Consider the following 16850-nt stretch of genomic DNA (forward strand, 5'->3'; position numbering starts at 1 on the left):
GGGGAGACGGCGATGGCCGGTGACGACCCGGGGACCAGCGTCCACTTCCGGCTCCAGATCGACGGCATCGACCTGGGCGACTGGAGTGGCTGCGACGGGCTCGGCTGCGAGGTCGAGCTGGAGCAGTACCAGGAGGGCGGCAACAACGAGTTCGTCTGGCAGTTGCCGTCGCGGCTGCGCTACTCCAACGTCACCCTGACCCGCCCGCTGACCAGGGACACCGCCAAGGTCTCCAGCTATCTCGCGCAACTGCCCAGCGGGGTGCGCCGGGGCACCGCGCAGATCGCCGCGCTCCGGCCCGACCTGGCGATGCTGGTGCAGTGGGGACTAGCCGACGTCGTCCTGGTGCGGTGGTCCGGGCCGTCGTTCGACCCGAACCGCTCGGAGGTGGCCAGCGAGAGCATCGAGCTGGCGTACCACGGCTTCCTGGAGGTCGGCGGATGAGGTCACGGGCCGGGAAGGTGGCGGCGCACCTGCAGCGGTACCAGCCGCCCACCTCGGGCGGGAACCAGCCGGGCGGTGCCCTCGGCGGGCCGATCACCTTCATGTTCAACCCGCAGCAGCTCGCGCTGACCAAGTCGGCGAGCTGGATCCCGCACGTCGTACGCGGGGCGGCGGACGTCGGGGTCGCCGAGTTCAGCGGGTCCGGGCCCCGGACGCTGACCCTGGAGGTCTTCCTCGACGCCACGGACACCCACTCCCGCACAGTCCAGGACCGGGTCGACGCCCTGCTCACCTGCTGCGTGCCCACCAAGGCGAGCATCGCGGCGAAGGCACCGTCCCCGCCGTGGGTGAAGTTCGCCTGGGGGCAGTTCCAGACGGTGTCGTTCTACTCGTACGTCAGCCAGGTCAACGCAACCTACAGCCTGTTCGACCCGGACGGCACCCCGCTGCGGGCGACCTGCTCGCTGACGCTCAACGAGGTCAGCGGCTCCACCCCGGGGCAGAACCCGACGTCGGGCAGCCGCACCGCCCGCCGGGTGCACCGGCTGGTCGCCGGGGACTCCCTGGAGCTGCTGGCCCACCGCGAGTACGGGGACCCGACCGCGTGGCGGGTCATCGCGGAGGCCAACGACATCGACGACCCGGTGCGGCTGCGCCCCGGCCGCCAACTCCTGCTGCCCGCGCCGGAGGAACTGCGTACCGGGGAGGGCTTCGATGTCCAGCGGTGACCACACCAACAACCTGGTCGTGGGCCTGCCCGGCGCGCTGCCCCGGGCCTGGGCCGACCGGCTGGTGTCGGCGGTGGTGGAGGACAGCACGAACCTGGCCGCCACGGCGACCCTGCGCTTCCGCGACCAGCAGAGCCGGTTCCTGCGGGACAACGGGGTGACCATCGGCACCGACGTGACCGTCCGGGTCCGCACCGGCCGCGACGCCGCCCCGCTGCCGCTGTTCGCCGGGGAGGTGGTGACGCTGGAGTCGGAGTACGACGGGGTGGGCACCTTCACCACCGTCCGGGCGCTGGACCTGTCGCACCGGCTGATGCGGGGGCAGCGGGTGCGCAGCTTCGTCAACCGCAAGGCCTCCGACATCGCCCGGGAGGTCGCCGCCGCCGCCGGGATCCCGGTGGGCCGGATCGACCCCACCCCCACCGTGTACGAGACGGTCACCCAGCCGAACGTCAACGACTGGGAGTTCCTCAAGATGCTCGCGGTCGACAACGACGCCGAGGTGGTGGTGGTCGACGGCCGGTTCTTCTTCCGCCGGTCGGTGCGGGCCGCCGCCGCGCCGGGCGCGGGGGTCACCGCCGAGCAGAGCCCGTTCGTGGTGGAGATGAACGAGAACCTGCTGTCGGTGCGCTCCACCGTCACCTCCGTGGGTCAGGTGGCCGGGGTGACGGTGCGCGGCTGGGACGTGCGGGCGAAGCGGCCGGTGAGTACGGAGGTCGCCACCGACGCCAGCGACGAGGTGCAGATCGGCACCACCCCGGCGAAGGCGGCCCAGCCGTTCGGCGCGGCCCGGCTCTGCGTGGCGGACGTGCCCTACCGGACGGTGGCCGAGACGCGGGCGGTGGCCGGGGCGGTGGCGGCCGACGTGACGGCGGCGTTCGCGGAGCTGGAGGTGGGGATCCGGGGCAACCCCCGGCTGCGGGCGGGGGTGCCGCTGTCGCTGCAGCAGGTGGGCGCTCCGTTCGAGGGGAAGTACACGATCACGGCGAGCCGGCACGTCTTCGGCCCCGCCCAGCTCTACGAGACGTGGCTGACGGTCAGCGGCCGGCAGGACCGGTCGACGTGGGGCCTCGCCACGGGGGCCGCCGCGCCCGCGCGGGCGACCCGGATCCCGGGGCTGGCCGTCGCGATCGTCACCAACACCAAGGCCGACGTGGACCGCCGGCACCCCGAGCGGGTCGGCCAGGGCTGGGTGCGGCTGCGCTTCCCGTGGCTGACGGACGCGCCGGACTACGAGACGGACTGGGTGCGTACGGTGCAGCTCGGCGGCGTCGGCGGGGGCGGGGTGTTCTGCCCGGAGGTCAACGACGAGGTCCTCGTGGGCTTCGAGCAGGGGCTGCTGGACCGCCCGTACGTCATCGGCGGGCTGTACAACGGGGTGGACAAGCCGTCGGTGCACGAGGGCGCGCTGGTGGACGCCTCGTCGGGGCGGATCAACCGCCGCTCGTTGGCCTCGCGTCGCGGGGACCGGATCGAGTTCCTGGAGTCGGCGCTGCCCTCGGGGCCGCGCGGGATCCGGCTGACCACGGCCCGGGACCGGCTGACCGTGCACCTCGACGACCGGCGTACGGCCGTGGTGGTGCACAGCGACGGCAGCGTCGAGATCGAGGCCCGGCAGCAGGTCACGGTGAAGGGGCGGGGGATCACCCTCGACGCCGGGGCGGGCGAGCTGACCTTGAAGGGCCGGTCGGTCAGCGTCGACGGCGGCACCCAGGTCGACATCCAGGCACCACTCGTGAAGCTCAACTGACCGGAGGGACGCTCATGCCGCCGGCCGCGCGCATCGGTGACAAGATCAGCCACCTGGCCACCGGGGTCACCCCGGGGCCGCCCACGGGGACCATCGGGCCGCCGGGCGGGCAGGCCCTGCCGCCGGGCACGCCCGGCGCCCCGCTGCTCGGGGTGTCCAGCGTGCTCATCGCCGGCAGGCCGGCCGCCGTGGTCGGCACGGTCTGCGTCTGCGAGAAGCCGCCGCAGCACGCCGTGCTGCTGCTGACCAACCGGATCGTGCCGGCGGTGCCGCCGCCGCTGCGCCGGGTGCTGATCGGCGGGCACCAGGCGGCGCGGCGCGGCGACGCCACCGGTTGCAAGGCCGTGGTGAGCACCGGGGCGACGACCGTGCTGATCGGCGGGTGAGGCGGCGGTGGCCGAGCAGTTCATCGGGGCGGGCTGGGCGTTCCCGCTGCGCACCGACGCCACCGGCGGCATCGCCCTGGTGGACCGGGAGCGGGAGATCGTCGAGGCGATCGGACTCATCCTCGGCACCGCGCCGGGCGAGCGGCCGATGCGGCCGGAGTTCGGCTGCGGGGTGCACGACTACGTCTTCGCCCCGGCCGACGAGAACACCGCCGGACGGATCGCCTTCGAGGTGCGCCGGGCGCTCGACCGGTGGGAGCCCCGCATCGACGTCACCGACGTGGTGATCAACTTTGACGCCGAGGACGCCGGGGTGCTCTACATCGACGTCCGCTACTCGATCAGGGGCACCAACGACCCGCGCAACCTGGTCTTCCCGTTCTACGTCATCCCCTCCCACGAGGAGAGCACCCTCTCGCGCGGGGGAAGCAACCACGAGGAAAGCGCCGCCTGATGCCGCTGCCCGCGCCCAACCTGGACGACCGCCGTTTCCAGCAGCTCGTCGACGAGGCGAAACGCTTCATCCAGCAGCGCTGCCCGGAGTGGAGCGACCACAACGTCTCCGACCCCGGGGTGACCCTGGTCGAGACGTTCGCCCACATGGTCGACCAGCTGCTCTACCGGCTCAACCGGGTGCCGGAGAAGAACTACCTGGCGTTCCTCGACCTGATCGGGGTGCGGCCGTTCCCGCCGACGGCCGCGCGGGGCGACGTCACGTTCTGGCTCTCCGGCCCGCAGACCCAGCCGGTGCTGCTGCGCGCCGGCACCGAGGTCGGCACCGAACGCACCCAGACCGACGAGGCCGTCGTGTTCACCACCACGACGGACCTGGCGGTGGTGCCCTGCGAGCTGACCCGGCTACGCAGCCACCCCGCCGAGGGCCCGCCGGCGGACCGGACCGAGGAGCTGCTCGACGGCCGGGACGTGTCCTGCTTTCCCGCTGTCCCGTCGGTGGGCGACGCCATGCTCGTCGGCCTCTCCGCCGCCGTGCCGTCCTGCGCGGTGCTGCTGCGGATGGACAGCCGGGTGGAGGGCGTCGGCGTCGACCCACGCCAGCCGCCGCTGGTGTGGGAGGCGTGGACGGGTGAGCGCTGGTCGCCGTGCGACGTCGACCACGACGACACCGGCGGGCTGAACCGGCCCGGCGAGGTGGTGCTGCACGTGCCCGCCGCCCACGTCACCTCCGTGGTGGCCGGGCAGCGGGCCGGCTGGCTGCGGTGCCGGCTGGTGGCGGCCCGGCCCGGCCAGCCGTTCTACGCCGCCTCGCCGACGGTGCGTTCCGTGGAGGCGGCCACCATCGGCGGCACGGTCGGCGCCGTGCACGCCGAGACCGTCCTCGGCGAGCAGGTCGGCGAGGCGGAGGGGGTGCCCGGCCAGCGGTTGACGGTGGCCCGGCCGCCCATCGTCCCCGACGAGCACCCGCTGGTGGTGGAGAGCAGCGACGGCACCGGGTGGCTGGAGTGGACGGAGGTGGAGACGTTCGGCGGGTCCGGGCCGGGCGACCGGCACGTCGTCGTCGACCGCACCGCCGGGGAGATCCTGTTCGGCCCGGCCGTCCGGCAACCCGACGGCACCCTGCGCCGCTACGGTGCCGTGCCGACGGCCGGTTCCCGGATCCGGGTGCGGCGCTACCGCACCGGGGGCGGGCACAGCGGCAACGTCGCCCGGGGGGCCCTGGCCGTGCTGCGCAGCTCGATGCCGTACGTGTCGCGGGTGGAGAACCGGGCCCCCGCCACCGGCGGCGTCGACGGGGAGACCGTCGCGGAGGCCCGGCTGCGCGGGCCGGTGCAGCTGCGGGCCCAGGACCGGGCGGTCACCGCCCGCGACTACGAGCTGCTGGCAAGGCAGGCGTGCCCGGCCGCCGCCCGGGTCCGGTGCCTGCCCGCCGGTGACGGCAGCGCGGCCGGCGGCGTACGCCTGCTGGTGGTGCCGGAGGCCGTCGCCGACGAGGAGGGCCGCCTCCACTTCGAGGACCTCGTCCCCCCGGACGGGATGCTCGCCACCATCGCCGAGCACCTGGAAGCCCGCCGCCCGATCGGGGCGCGGCTGGTCGTGGAGCCGCCGTTCTACCAGGGCGTCACGGTCGTCGCCCGGCTCGTCCCCCGCCCCGACACCGCCGTCGCCCAGCTGCGGGCCGAGGCGACGGCCACCCTCTACCGCTATCTCGACCCGGTGCGCGGCGGGCCGGAGGGGACCGGCTGGCCGTTCGGGCGGCAGGTGCACTCCGGCGAGGTGTTCGGGGTGCTGCAACGGCTGCCGGGGGTCGAGGTCGTCGAGGAGGTACGCATGTTCCCCGCCGACCCGCTGACGGGCCGCCGGGGCGAGCAGGTGACCCGGATCGAGCTGGACCGGCACGCCCTCGTCTTCTCCCACCAGCACCAGGTCCGCGTCGACGAGCACCGGTCGGGTGCCTGAGCGAGAGGGGGGTGGCATGCGCGCCGCCGTCGAGGGGCTGGCCACGCCCGACCCGCTGGGTCGGCGGCTGCCCGCCGTCTACGCCGCCGACGACCTGGCCCAGCGCCTGACCGGCGCGTACGACCAGGTGATCGCGCCGGTGCACGCCACCCTGGACAACCTGTGGGCGTACTTCGACCCGGCGCTGGCCCCGCCCGACTTCGTGGACTGGCTGGGCGGCTGGGTCGCCGCCGGTGGCCCGCCCGACGGGGCCGGCGACGACCGGCGGCGGGTGGTCGCCGGTGCGGTCGGCCGGCACCGCGTACGCGGCACGGCCGCCGCGCTCGCCGAGGAGGTGCGGCTGGCCACGGGGATCGCCGCGGAGATCGTCGAGAGCGGCGGCACCGCCTGGTCGGCCACCCCCGGCGGCGCGCTGCCCGGGTCGCCCGAGCCGGCCCTGACGGTGCGGATCCGCGTCGCCGAGCCGGGCCCGGCGCTCGCGGCGCGGCTGCGGGCGGTCATCGAGGCGAACAGGCCGGCGCACGTGCCGTACACGGTGGAGGTGCTGCCGCCCGACGGCGGCCCGGCGACGGGCGGGGCGCGATGAGGACCTGCGACAACTGCGGCGCCGAGGTTTCCCCCGGCGACGGGTTCTGCGGCAACTGCGGTGCGTTCCTCGCCTGGAACGACCCCACGCCGCCGCCCGCCCCGACGGCCACGGCCCACGATGCCACTGCCGAGCCCGTCGCGGACACCGCCGCCGGGCCCGTCGCGGACGCCGGGGACACCGCCGCGCGGCGGGCCGCCGCGCTCGTCGTACCGGTGCGCCCCGCCGACGACGACGGACCTGGCGGGCCGCCCGACCCGGTGCCCGCGTCGGCCCCCGCCGAGCCGCCGCCCGCCGCCGACCAGCCCCGGGCGGTGCAGCCGGGGCTGCCCGTGGCCCCCGCGCCGGTGGTCCGCGACTTCGCCGGGGACACCGCTGGCGCGCCGGGCGACGTGGTCTGCCCGGCCTGCGGCACCGGCAACCCGGCGGGCCGGTCGTTCTGCCGCCGCTGCGGCGGGCCACTGGCCGCGCCGACGGGCCCGGCGGGGGCCGTGCCGTGGTGGCGTCGTCTGCGCTGGCCCCGGCGGCGACCCGGCCGGGGCGGGCTGCGCCGGTTGCTCGCGGTGCTGGTCGTCCTGGCCCTGCTCGCCGCGGCGGTCTGGGCGGCGGTCCGGTTCGGTCCCCGGGCCGTCGACGCGGTGCGGGACCGCACGGCGACGCCCGAGGCCGTCCTGCCCAGCGCCGTGGTGGCCTCCAGCGAGGCGCGCGGGCACCCCGCCCGGTCCGTCGTGGACGGCCTGAACAACCGCTACTGGGCGCCCGCCGCCGACCGGCCCGCCACCGGCCAGTACGTGGAGCTGACCTTCGACCCGCCGATCCGGCTGATGGACCTGATCGTGCACACCGGGGCGTCGCCGCAGCAGGACGCCTTCGTCCGGCAGGCGCGACCGGCCGAGCTGACGATGACCCTGTGGACCGGGGACGGCCCGAGCAGCGCCCGGCAGCTGCGGCTGACCGACCGGCCGGGGCCGCAGACCTTCCACCACGTGGTGGGCGGGGTGACCCGGCTCCGGTTGACGATCGACGCCAGCTACGGCGCGCAGCGGGGGCGGGAGGTGGCGCTGGCCGAGGTGGAGGTGTTCAGGCGGCCGTGACGTGCACGGGCCGGGCCGCCGACGGGTGGGCCACGCCCAGCGAGCGCAGTACCCGCTCGTACGTCTGCTGGCTGCGCCGGGACGCGGCCACGTCGCCGGCCCGACGCTGCGCGGCCACGAGCAGCCGCCAGCCGTCGTCGTGGTAGCCGTCCAGCTCCAGCGCCCGCCGGGCGGCCAGCACCGCCGCCCGTGCCCGCCCCCGGTCCAGTTCCACCCGGGCGAGCAGCGCCGCCGCCTCCGTCGCCCGCGCCCGGTACCGTTCCCGGTCGGCGACCACCCATTCGGCGGTCCCGTCCTCCGGCAGCAGGTCACCGCCGTAGTGATCGAGTGCGCCGCGCAGCGCCCCGGTGACCGTGGTGGCGTCGCCGGTCGGCCCGGCATGCCGGGCGACGGCCAGCGCCGCCTCGAAGGCCAGCACGTCGCTGCCGCCGCCCGGCCCCGGGTCCAGCAGGTACGACGCCCCGTCCCGGACGACGAACCGGGACGCGCCCCGGGCCACCCCGGGCTCCAGGAAGGTGCGCAGCGTCGACACGCTCACGTGCAGGTTGTTGACGGCGGCCCGTTCCGGCAGCTCCGGCCAGAGCGCCGCCATGATCCGTTCCCGGTGCACGGGCCGGCCGGCCTCGGCCGCCAGGAAGCGCATCAGGGTCCGGACCCGGGGCCGGACGCCCGACCAGACCACCGGGACGCCGTCCAGTTCCAGCCGGAATCCGCCGAAGCACCGCAACCACAGGCGGGGGTGTTCTGCCGCAACGATCGGGCGATCCCTCGAAATCATGTGATCTGTCTCCCTTGCCGCCACGGCGACGCCGACCGCGCGCCGGCACGCGCCGGACGCCGACACCGGGCCGCGCGGGGCGACGACGCCGGGGCGGCGCAGGCAGGACGGCCGGTGCTGGGGAGGTGGCGACGTCGACGCCGCGGGGGACAGTGTGCGCGGCGCGCGGGGGACATGGACAGCCGTCATTTTGGGGACTTCTCCGGCATCTACCATCGGTAGCGCTCGGTACACGCTGGGGTTCGGGCACCCATCCTTCCCGGGAGCAACCTGATGCCGACCGTCGATCCACCCGACGCCGGCCCCGCGCCGGTCGTCGTCCGGTGGGACCGCCTGACCGGCGAACGCTGGCCGGAGCTGGCCACGCTCGCCGCCGACGGGCTGGTGCTGCTCGTGCTGCCCCGCGCCACCACGGTCGACCCGCTGGCGTTGCTCGCCGCCGGGGCCCGGGCCGTCCTGCGCGACGGCGACGGCGTCGACGAGCTGGAACTGGCCCGGTCGGCGGTGCTCACCGGCGGGTCGTACCTGTCGCGGAGCGTGGCGGCGCTGGTCGGCGGCCGACCGGACGGCGGCGGCCGGGCGTCGCCGGGCGGGTCGGAGGTGTCGCTCGGCCCCCGCGAGGTGGAGACGCTGCGGTGCATCGCGCAGGGCCTCACCCACCGGCAGGTCGCCCACCGCCTCGGGGTGACGGAGCAGACCGTCAACACGTACGCCAAGCGGCTGCGCCGCAAGCTCGGGGCGGCCAACAAGGCGGAGCTGACCCGGCGGGCGGTGGAACTCGGCTATTTGTCGGTGTGAACCCGTTCTTGCCGGTCGTCTTGCCTCGCCCCGCCAACCGCACCGTAGTTGACTGCTCACCGAGGGGTGGGGCGATGTTCGACGTGTGTGTGGTGGTGGCCGAGCCGTTGGCCCGGCGCGGGGTGCGCCAGCTCATCGACGGCAACGACCGGGTGCGGAGCCTGCGCGCCGTCGACGCGGTGAGCGAGGTGGAGGCCGGGACGGTGGCGGTCGTGGTCCTGGTCGACCCGCCACCGCAGGTCCTCCGCTGGTCGTGCGCCCGGCACCCGACGCTGGTGATGGTGCCGGAGTCCGCGGAGGGCGCGACGCTGGACGCGATCCGGGCCGGCGCCCGCTCGGTGGTGACCACCGCGACCGAGCGGGTCCACCTGTGGACGGCCCTCGACGTGGTCGCGGCCGGCGGGTTCTACCTGTGCCCGACGCTGTCGGCGCGGCTCCGGGCCTGCGCGACCGGCCCGGAGGCGGGGCGGCCGGTGGCCGGCGGAGGTCGGGCCCCGGCCTGCGCGCCGGGGCCCGGCCCCGGCCGCGACCGGGCGCGCTTCCGGCCGCCCGGCCGCCCGGCGCTCGCCCCCCGGGAGGCGGCGACGCTGACGCTGATCGCCCAGGGGCTGACGCACGCGCAGGCCGCGCGCCGGCTCGGCATCTCCGAGGCGACGGTGAACACCTACCTCACCCGGATCAGGTCCAAGCTGGACGTCGGGAACAAGGCGGAGCTGACCCGCGAGGCGATCACCCTCGGCCTGGTGCGGCGGCGGTCGGGGAGCACCGACCCGGTCACCTGAGGGAATCGGGCCCGCCGGCCCCCGCGCCCCGACCCCGCAGGTGGGCGGCCAACCGCCCCCGGGCCGCCTCCCGGTCCCCGGCCGCCTCGTCACCGGCGAACCGCTCGGCGGCGAACAGCGCCAGCAGCGTGTGCAGGACGTACCGGCCGGGGGCCGCGCCGGTGCCGAGCAGTCCCGCGTCGACCAGCCTGTCGAGCCGGTCCTCGGCGACCGGCACCGGCTCGCCGGACAACGCCGCGACCACCGGCGCGGTGTACTCCGGCAGCGGGGCCGCGCCCAGCAGCCGGAACGTGCGCCGGACGGACGGGTCGAGCAGCCGGTACGACCGTTCGAACGCCCCCCGCACCTGGATGTCGCCGGCCCGCAGCAGGTCGAGCCGGCGCTGCTCGTCGCGGAGCCGCTCGACGAAGCACCGCGCGCTCCACTCGGGCCGGACCGCGAGTCGGTTCGCGGCGGCCCGGAGGGCGAGCGGCAGCCCGCCGCAGAGCCGGCCCAGCTCCGCCGCCGCCGGGTCGTCGTCGGCGATCCGCCCGCCACCCACGGACGCGGCGAGCAGGGTGCGCGTCTCGGCGTCGGACAGCACGCCCAGCGGCATCCGGTCCGCCCCGACCAGCCCGGCCAGGGCGTTGCGGCTGGACACCAGCACCAGCCAGCCCGGCCCGCCCGGCAGCAGGGGCCGCACCTGCGCCTCGTCGCGTGCGTCGTCCAGCACCAGCAGCCCGCGGCGGTCGGCCGCGAGGGTGCGCCACAGGGTCAGCCGGGCGTCCGTGGCGGGCGGTGGGGCCGTCACGCCGAGGGCGGTCAGCAGTTGGTCGAGGGCCTGCGCCGGGGTCGTCGGCTCGTCGTCCAGGCCCCGCAGGTCCACGTACAGGGGCCCGCCCGGGAAGCGGCGCGCCAGCTCGTGTGCGGCGTGCACCACCAGGCTGGACTTGCCGACACCAGGCGCGCCGCTGACGACCACGACCCGGCTGACGCCGGACCGTCCGGCCGCCTCGGCCGCGCCGGCCAGCCGGCGCAGTTCCCCGGCCCGGCCGGCGAAGTCGGCCAGGTCACCGGGGAGGGAGCCCGCCCCGTCGTCCCACCCGCCCCCGCGGGCCGCGGTGAGCAACCGGGACCGGTCCGGCTCGGAGAGGCTGAGGCGGTCGGCCAGTTCCTGCACGGTGCGGCGCTGCGGCCGGGCCACGCGGCCGAGCTCCAGGTTCCGCACCGTACGCACGGCGACGCCCGCGAGGTCGGCCAGCTCCTCCTGGGTCAGGCCGGCGTCCGTGCGGTGCCGCCGCAGCAGGGCGCCCAGCCGGCCGTTCATCCCGACGTCCCCGAGACGCCGACCCCATCCGTGAACGTCACCCCACGGATAGTTACAGAAACCACGGGCCGGTGCCCAACCCCGGTCCCGCCCGACGGGGTCACGGGGCGTCGACGGTCCTGCGGCGCTCGGCCCGGAAACGCGACGGGGTCACCGCGTAGTGGGCGAGGAACGCCTGGCGCAGCGACTCGGTGGAGCCGAAGCCGCACCGCCGGGCCACCGCCGCGAGCGGAAGCGCGGTCGACGTCAGCAGGTGCGCGGCGGCCTCGGTGCGCGCCCGCCGCACGTACTGGGCGGGGGTCGACCCGGCGTGGGCGAGGAAGAGCCGGGAGAGCTGCCGCTCGCTGACCCCGGCGAGCCGGGCCAGGGTGGCGGTGCCGAGGTCGTCGGCCAGGTGGGTGGCGACGTGGCTGCGGGCCCGGCGCACCACGAGGTCGTCGGTCGAGCAGCGGGCCAGGAACATGCTCAGCTGCGCCTGGGTGCCGGGGCGTTGCAGGTAGGCGACCACGCCCAGCGCGACGCCCCGCGCCAGGGCCATGCCGTGGTCCTCCTCGACGAAGGCGAGGGTGAGGTCGAGGGCGCTGGTGACGCCGCCGGAGGTGGCGACGTTGCCGTCGCGGATGTAGATCGGCTCCGGGTCGACGGTGACGTCGGGATAGCTGCGGGCGAGCTGGTCGGCGTACATCCAGTGGCTGGTGGCCCGGCGGTTCGCGAGCAGGCCGGCCTCGGCGAGCACGGTCGCCCCGGTGCACACCGACGCGACCCGGCGGGCCAGCGCCGCCAGCCGGCGCACGTGGCCGGTCACCAGCGGGTTGGCGGCGGCCCGCGTGTGGCCCAGGCCGCCGGAGACGACCAGCGTGTCGACGGGCCCGGTGCACCGCTCCAGCGTCTCCTGGGCGCAGAGTCGCAGGCCGGAGTCGCAGGTGATGGGCCGCCCGCCGGGCGTGGCCAGCACGATCCGGTACGGCGGGTCCGCGCCGATGCGGTTGGCGATGTCCAGGCTGGAGCTGACGCAGGCGATGTCGATCAGCTCCGCGCCCTCGTAGCCGACGATCAGGACCGTTCTCTCCCCCATCGCCCCACCGTACGAGACGACCGGAAGAGATCGATCACGACTTATAGTGTGGCCATGGCGTGGCAACCGGTGATGGCGATCGACGAGGCGCGGGCGTGGCTCGCCGAGATCCTGTCCGGCACCGACCGGCTCCGGGTGGAGGCGATCGACGGCGGCCGGGTGGTCTGCGCCGCCGGCCCCGACGGGCTCGAACGCCGCATCGACGGGGCGCTGTCCGGGCCGGCCATGTTCTGGGCGATCGACCTGGCCGGCTTCGTCGCGGTGAACGTGCTGGTCGGGCCAGCGCCCGCGATGGCGCTGGCCAACAGCAGCATCAGCTTCCTGGAGCCGGCCGAGCCCGGCGTGCTGCGGGTCGCCGCCGAAGTGGTCAACATCGCCAGCCGCTCGGCGGTCGTGGACGCGCGGGCCACGGACCACCGCGGCCGCCTGGTCGCCATGGCCACGCTGCACTTCGCGCTGCCGTCGCGGGCCGCCCGCGCGGCCACGCTCGCCGCCCAGGCCGGGGCGTAGCACGGGGCCGCCCAGGTCGGAGCCGAGTCAACCGGGCCGGAGCCGAGCCAGCCGGGCCGCACGGGCCGGGGCGGAGGTGCCGGCCGGACCGGGTGGCCGGGGCGGTCAGGCCGGGGCGGAGAGGTAGGTGCCGCGCTGCCACGGGTAGCCGGGCAGCGAGACGACCGCCCGGCCGGGCGGGGCCGGCACCGGCTCGTCCGCGTCGAGCGCCCGCACGGCCGGGTGCGCCTCGCCCGCGGCCAGGGCCGCCAGCGCCGCCGCCGCGCCGGCCGGCTCGGCCGCCTCGACCCACACCGCATGCTTGAGCCGGGTACGGCCGCCGGTGGCGGTCGACGCGAACGCCGGGTAGTCCGCGCCCGGCAGGGCGGCCAGGTGCGTCGCGTACCGGCCGGCCAGCTCGGCGAGCGCGCCCGGGGTGGCGGCCGACACGGGGAAGCCGCGCGCGGCAGGCGCCTCCCCGGCCGGCTCCGGCGGCGGCGCCGGGGACAGCACCGCGAAGGCGTTGGTGCCGCTCATCCCGTACGAACTCGTCGACGCGCAGGGGCCCAGCCGGTCGTCCCAGGGCACCGCCGCCGCCGCGATCTCGATGCCGGTGCCCGCCAGGTCGACGCGCGGGTTGAGCGCCCGGTAGTTGGCCTGCGGGGCGATCGTGCGGTGGTGCAGGCACAGCACGGCCTTCACCAGCCCGAGCACCCCGGCGGCCGACTCGGTGTGGCCGACGTTGCCCTTCACCGAGCCCACGTACAGCGGGCGGCCCTCGCGGCGGCCGAGCGCGGCCACGACCGCCTCCAGCTCGGACGGGTCGCCCAGCGGGGTGCCCGTGCCGTGCGCCTCGTGGTAGCCGACGTCCCGCGCGGACACGCCGGCCGCCGCGAGGACGGTGTCGATGAGCCCCGCCTGGGCCGACACGTTCGGCGTCGTGAACGTCGCCGTACGCCCGTCGTGGTTGATGCCGGTGCCGCCGATCACCGCGAGGACGCGGTCGCGGTCCCGGCGGGCGTCGGCGAGCCGCTTGAGCACCAGCAGGCCGCAGCCCTCGCCCCGGACGAACCCGTTCGCGTCGGCGTCGAACGGGCGGGAGCGGCCCTGCGGCGACAGCGCGCCGGTCTGCGCCACCGCCCGGGTGGTGCCCGGGGCGAGGACCAGGTTGACGCCGCCCGCGAGGGCCACGTCGCAGTCGCCGTGGGCCAGCGCCCGGCACGCGGTGTGCACCGACACCAGCGACGACGAGCAGGCCGTGTCCAGCGCGAACACCGGACCCCCCAACCCCAGGGTGTACGCGACCCGGCCGGCGGCGAACGCGTGGCCGTTGCCGATGGTCCAGTACGAGTTGGGGTCGCCGGAGAGCCACTGCCAGTAGTCCCGGCCGGTGATGCCGACGAACACACCGGTGGACGCGGCGACGGCGGCGACGGGGATCGCCGCGTGCTCGAACGCCTCCCAGGCGACCTCCAGCAGCAGCCGGTGCTGCGGGTCGAGCACCCGGGCCTCCTTCGGCGCGATGCCGAAGAACTTCGGGTCGAAGTCGAACGCCGCGTCGAGGTATCCGCCCCGGGTGACCATGCCGTCCCATGCCGCGCCGAACGCGTCGCGCCGGTCGGCCGGCAGGTCGCCGGTGAGGTCGCGGGCGTGCAGGATGGCCGACCAGTACGCGTCGAGGTCGGCGATGCCGCCCGGCGCGCGGACGGCCATCCCGACCACCGCGATGGGTGTGCCCACTACAGGACCCGGTGCATCCAGCCGTGGGTGTCCTCGGCCCGGCCGTACTGGATGTCCAGCAGGTGGGTGCGGAACTGGCGGGTGTACTTGCCGGGGGTGCCGTCGCCGACTTCGGCGGCGAACTCCTCGCTCTTGAACCCGATGATCGGGGTGATCACGGCGGCGGTGCCGGCCGCGAACGCCTCCGTGACCGTGCCGTCGGCGAGCCCGTCGCGGATCTCGTCCATGCCGATCGACCGCTGCACCGGGTCGAGGCCGTGCTCGGCGGCGAGCGCCAGCACGCTGTCGCGGGTCACCCCGTCGAGGATGGTGCCGAGGCTCGGCGTGACGAGCTGCTGGTCGCGGGTCACGAAGAAGACGTTCATGGTGCCCGACTCGTCGATGTCGCGCCGCTGCTCGCCGCCCAGGTAGAGCACCTGCTCGCAGCCGTGCCCCAGCGCCTCGCGCTGCGGGGCGAGGCTCGCGGCGTAGTTGCCGCCGCACTTGGCCGCGCCGGTGCCGCCGATCGACGCCCGGCTGTACTTCGTAGAGATCCACAGGGTCACGCCGGTGACCCCGTTGGGGAAGTACGACCCGGCCGGGCAGGCGATCACGCAGTAGGTGACCTGCTGCGCCGGCCGCACCCCGAGGAACGCCTCCGAGGCGAACATGAACGGGCGCAGGTAGAGGCTCTGCTCCCCGCCGTACGGCGGCACCCACGCCTCGTCGGCGCGGACCAGCGCGGCGACGCTCTCGACGAAGGTCTCCTCGTCCAGCTCGGGCAGGACCAGCCGGTCGGCGGACGCGACGAACCGACGCGCGTTGAGGCCGGGCCGGAACAGCCAGATGCTGCCGTCGGCGCGGCGGAACGCCTTGAGCCCTTCGAGGATCTCCTGCGCGTAGTGCAGGACGGCCGCCCCGGGGTGCAGGGTGAACGGGGCCAGCGCGGTGACCTGGTGGTCGTGCCAGCCCACGTCCGGCGTCCACGTCACGGTCACCATGTGGTCGGTGAAGTGCCGGCCGAACCCGGGATCGGCGAGGATCTCCTCCCGCTGCTGCTGGGGAGTCGGGTGGTCGGTTCGCCTCAACCGGAACTCGGCGGTCATCTGGGCTCTCCTCGGGACGGTGGCTCGGTGAAGACGGCGACGCAGTTCTGCCCGCCGAAGCCGAAGGCGTTGGTGAGCGCGGCCCGCACCGGCATCTCCCTGGCCTGGTGCGGCACGTAGTCCAGGTCGCACTCCGGGTCCGGCTCGTGCAGGTTGATCGTGGGCGGCACGACCTGCTCGCGGATCGCCATGGCGCACACCATCGCGCCGAGGGCCCCGGCCGCGCCGATCAGGTGGCCGAGCATCGACTTGGGCGCGCTGACCGCCACCCGGTCGGCGGCGTCGCCGAGCGCGGCGCGGATCGCGACGGTCTCCGTGCGGTCGTTGGCCTTCGTCGAGGTGCCGTGGGCGCAGATGTAGTCGACGTCGTCGGGGCGCAGCCCGGAGCGGGCCACGGCCTGCCGGATCGCGGCGGCGGCGTGCACGCCGCCCGGGGCGGGCGCGCTCACGTGGAAGGCGTCGCTGGTCAGCGCGCCACCGGCGAGGGTGGCGTAGGGGGTAGCCCTGCGGCGGCGGGCGTGCTCGGCCGACTCCAGGACCAGCACCACCGCGCCCTCGCCGAAGACGAAGCCGTCGCGGTCGGCGGCAAACGGCCGGCTCGCGCCCGCCGGGTCGGCGTTGCGCTCGGACATCGCGCCCATGCTCACCAGGCCGGCGAACATGGCCGGGGTGATCGCCGCGTCGGTGCCGCCGCAGACGACCACGTCCGCCTCGCCGCTGAGGATCAGGCGGCGGGCGTCGAGCAGCGCGTACGCGCCGCTGGCGCAGGCCAGGGCGCTGGCGTTGACCGGCCCGTGCGCGCCCAGGTCGATGGCGATCTCGCAGGCCGGCATGTTGGTCAGGGAGGACGGCACGAACTGGGCGCTGGGCGCGGACGGCACGGGCGCGAGGAGCCCCCGGGTGGCCGCCTCGACGGTGTCGAAGCCGGCGACGGCCGCGTTGACCACCACGCCCACCCGGTCGGCGTGGTCGGGGTCGACGGTCAGGCGCGCGTCGGCGACCGCCTCCCGCGCGGCGACGACCGCGAACTGGCTGAACCGCGCCATCCGGCGGGCCCGCTTCGGGGTGAAGTGCGCCGCCGGGTCGAAGCCCCGCACCTCGGCGGCGATGCGGGTGGGCAGGTCGGCGGCGTCGAACGCGGTGATCGCGCCGACGCCGGACTTGCCGGCCAGCAGGCCGTGCCAGGTGCTCTCCCGGTCGAGGCCGAGCGGCGTGACGGCGCCGATGCCGGTGATGACGACGTCGCCCCCTACCATCCCGCCACGGCCCCACTTCTCAGGCATCGAACGACCCACCGCAGACTATCAATCGCCGTGACCGCGCGGCAGGCGTCCGTGCGACGGTTGCCGCCCCCGCCGATCTCTCCGCCGCGCATGCCGGCCGCCCCGCCGGTC

The 16850-nt window shown here is 75.9% G+C and carries 17 protein-coding genes; 11 read left to right on the top strand and 6 right to left on the bottom strand.

Translation table 11 applies throughout. From position 1 onward, the window contains the following. Positions 1–12 precede the first annotated feature (12 nt). From TK50_RS00070 to TK50_RS00105, 8 genes are read left to right on the top strand one after another with little or no spacing between them, the layout of a single operon-like run. Positions 13–444, top strand: coding sequence for a phage tail protein (locus tag TK50_RS00070; RefSeq protein ID WP_043960744.1), 432 nt, complete (start codon positions 13–15; stop codon positions 442–444). Beyond that, complete coding sequence (locus tag TK50_RS00075; protein WP_043960745.1) at positions 441–1172, top strand: CIS tube protein; 732 nt, start codon at positions 441–443, stop codon at positions 1170–1172. The genes TK50_RS00070 and TK50_RS00075 overlap by 4 nt, the downstream gene beginning before the upstream one ends. After that, positions 1159–2922, top strand: coding sequence for a VgrG-related protein (locus tag TK50_RS00080; protein WP_043960746.1), 1764 nt, complete (start codon positions 1159–1161; stop codon positions 2920–2922). Before TK50_RS00075 ends, TK50_RS00080 begins: the two co-directional genes overlap by 14 nt. Positions 2923–2936: 14 nt before the next feature. Further along, complete coding sequence (locus tag TK50_RS00085; protein WP_052503541.1) at positions 2937–3308, top strand: PAAR domain-containing protein; 372 nt, start codon at positions 2937–2939, stop codon at positions 3306–3308. 7 nt (positions 3309–3315) lie between these two features. After that, entirely contained in the window at positions 3316–3762 is a 447-nt protein-coding gene (locus TK50_RS00090) for a GPW/gp25 family protein (protein WP_043960747.1), read from the top strand. Further along, positions 3762–5723, top strand: coding sequence for a putative baseplate assembly protein (locus TK50_RS00095; protein WP_043960748.1), 1962 nt, complete (start codon positions 3762–3764; stop codon positions 5721–5723). The genes TK50_RS00090 and TK50_RS00095 overlap by 1 nt, the downstream gene beginning before the upstream one ends. A gap of 16 nt (positions 5724–5739) precedes the next feature. Next, complete coding sequence (locus TK50_RS00100; protein WP_043960749.1) at positions 5740–6309, top strand: phage tail protein; 570 nt, start codon at positions 5740–5742, stop codon at positions 6307–6309. After that, entirely contained in the window at positions 6306–7403 is a 1098-nt protein-coding gene (locus TK50_RS00105) for a zinc ribbon domain-containing protein (protein WP_052503542.1), read from the top strand. The genes TK50_RS00100 and TK50_RS00105 overlap by 4 nt, the downstream gene beginning before the upstream one ends. Here the strand turns inward: TK50_RS00105 and TK50_RS00110 are convergent. Continuing rightward, positions 7390–8181, bottom strand: a complete 792-nt coding sequence (locus TK50_RS00110; RefSeq protein WP_158499139.1) for an AfsR/SARP family transcriptional regulator — start codon at positions 8179–8181, stop codon at positions 7390–7392. The two genes, TK50_RS00105 and TK50_RS00110, sit on opposite strands and share 14 nt — an antisense overlap. 273 nt (positions 8182–8454) lie before the next feature. Here TK50_RS00110 and TK50_RS00115 point away from each other — a divergent pair, with 273 nt between their 5' ends. Further along, entirely contained in the window at positions 8455–8979 is a 525-nt protein-coding gene (locus TK50_RS00115) for a helix-turn-helix transcriptional regulator (RefSeq protein WP_052503543.1), read from the top strand. A 74-nt stretch (positions 8980–9053) separates the two neighbouring features. Next, positions 9054–9761 (top strand): LuxR C-terminal-related transcriptional regulator, encoded by a 708-nt coding sequence (locus TK50_RS35340; protein WP_052503544.1) that lies wholly within the window; start codon positions 9054–9056, stop codon positions 9759–9761. On the opposite strand, the gene TK50_RS00125 is transcribed toward TK50_RS35340, so the two are convergent. Both TK50_RS00125 and TK50_RS00130 read right to left on the bottom strand, forming a co-directional pair. Further along, positions 9754–11067 (bottom strand): helix-turn-helix domain-containing protein, encoded by a 1314-nt coding sequence (locus tag TK50_RS00125; protein WP_052503545.1) that lies wholly within the window; start codon positions 11065–11067, stop codon positions 9754–9756. The genes TK50_RS35340 and TK50_RS00125 overlap by 8 nt on opposite strands. Positions 11068–11167: 100 nt before the next feature. Further along, positions 11168–12142, bottom strand: coding sequence for a GlxA family transcriptional regulator (locus TK50_RS00130; RefSeq protein WP_043960751.1), 975 nt, complete (start codon positions 12140–12142; stop codon positions 11168–11170). A gap of 54 nt (positions 12143–12196) precedes the next feature. Between TK50_RS00130 and TK50_RS00135 the strand changes: the two genes are divergently transcribed. Next, positions 12197–12652, top strand: a complete 456-nt coding sequence (locus TK50_RS00135; protein ID WP_043960752.1) for a PaaI family thioesterase — start codon at positions 12197–12199, stop codon at positions 12650–12652. Positions 12653–12757: 105 nt separating this feature from the next. Here TK50_RS00135 and TK50_RS00140 read toward each other — a convergent pair whose 3' ends face one another. The 3 genes from TK50_RS00140 to fabF are packed head-to-tail and all read right to left on the bottom strand — an operon-like array spanning position 12758 to position 16712. After that, on the bottom strand, positions 12758–14371 hold the full coding sequence (locus tag TK50_RS00140; protein WP_229405827.1) for a beta-ketoacyl [acyl carrier protein] synthase domain-containing protein: 1614 nt from the start codon (positions 14369–14371) through the stop codon (positions 12758–12760). Continuing rightward, complete coding sequence (locus tag TK50_RS00145; protein WP_043960753.1) at positions 14371–15456, bottom strand: branched-chain amino acid aminotransferase; 1086 nt, start codon at positions 15454–15456, stop codon at positions 14371–14373. The genes TK50_RS00140 and TK50_RS00145 overlap by 1 nt, the downstream gene beginning before the upstream one ends. Next, positions 15453–16712, bottom strand: a complete 1260-nt coding sequence (gene fabF / locus TK50_RS00150; protein WP_043960754.1) for a beta-ketoacyl-ACP synthase II — start codon at positions 16710–16712, stop codon at positions 15453–15455. The genes TK50_RS00145 and fabF overlap by 4 nt, the downstream gene beginning before the upstream one ends. Between the last annotated feature and the right edge of the window lie 138 nt (positions 16713–16850).

Source organism: Micromonospora haikouensis (assembly GCF_000876225.1).
Lineage (GTDB): Bacteria > Actinomycetota > Actinomycetes > Mycobacteriales > Micromonosporaceae > Micromonospora > Micromonospora haikouensis.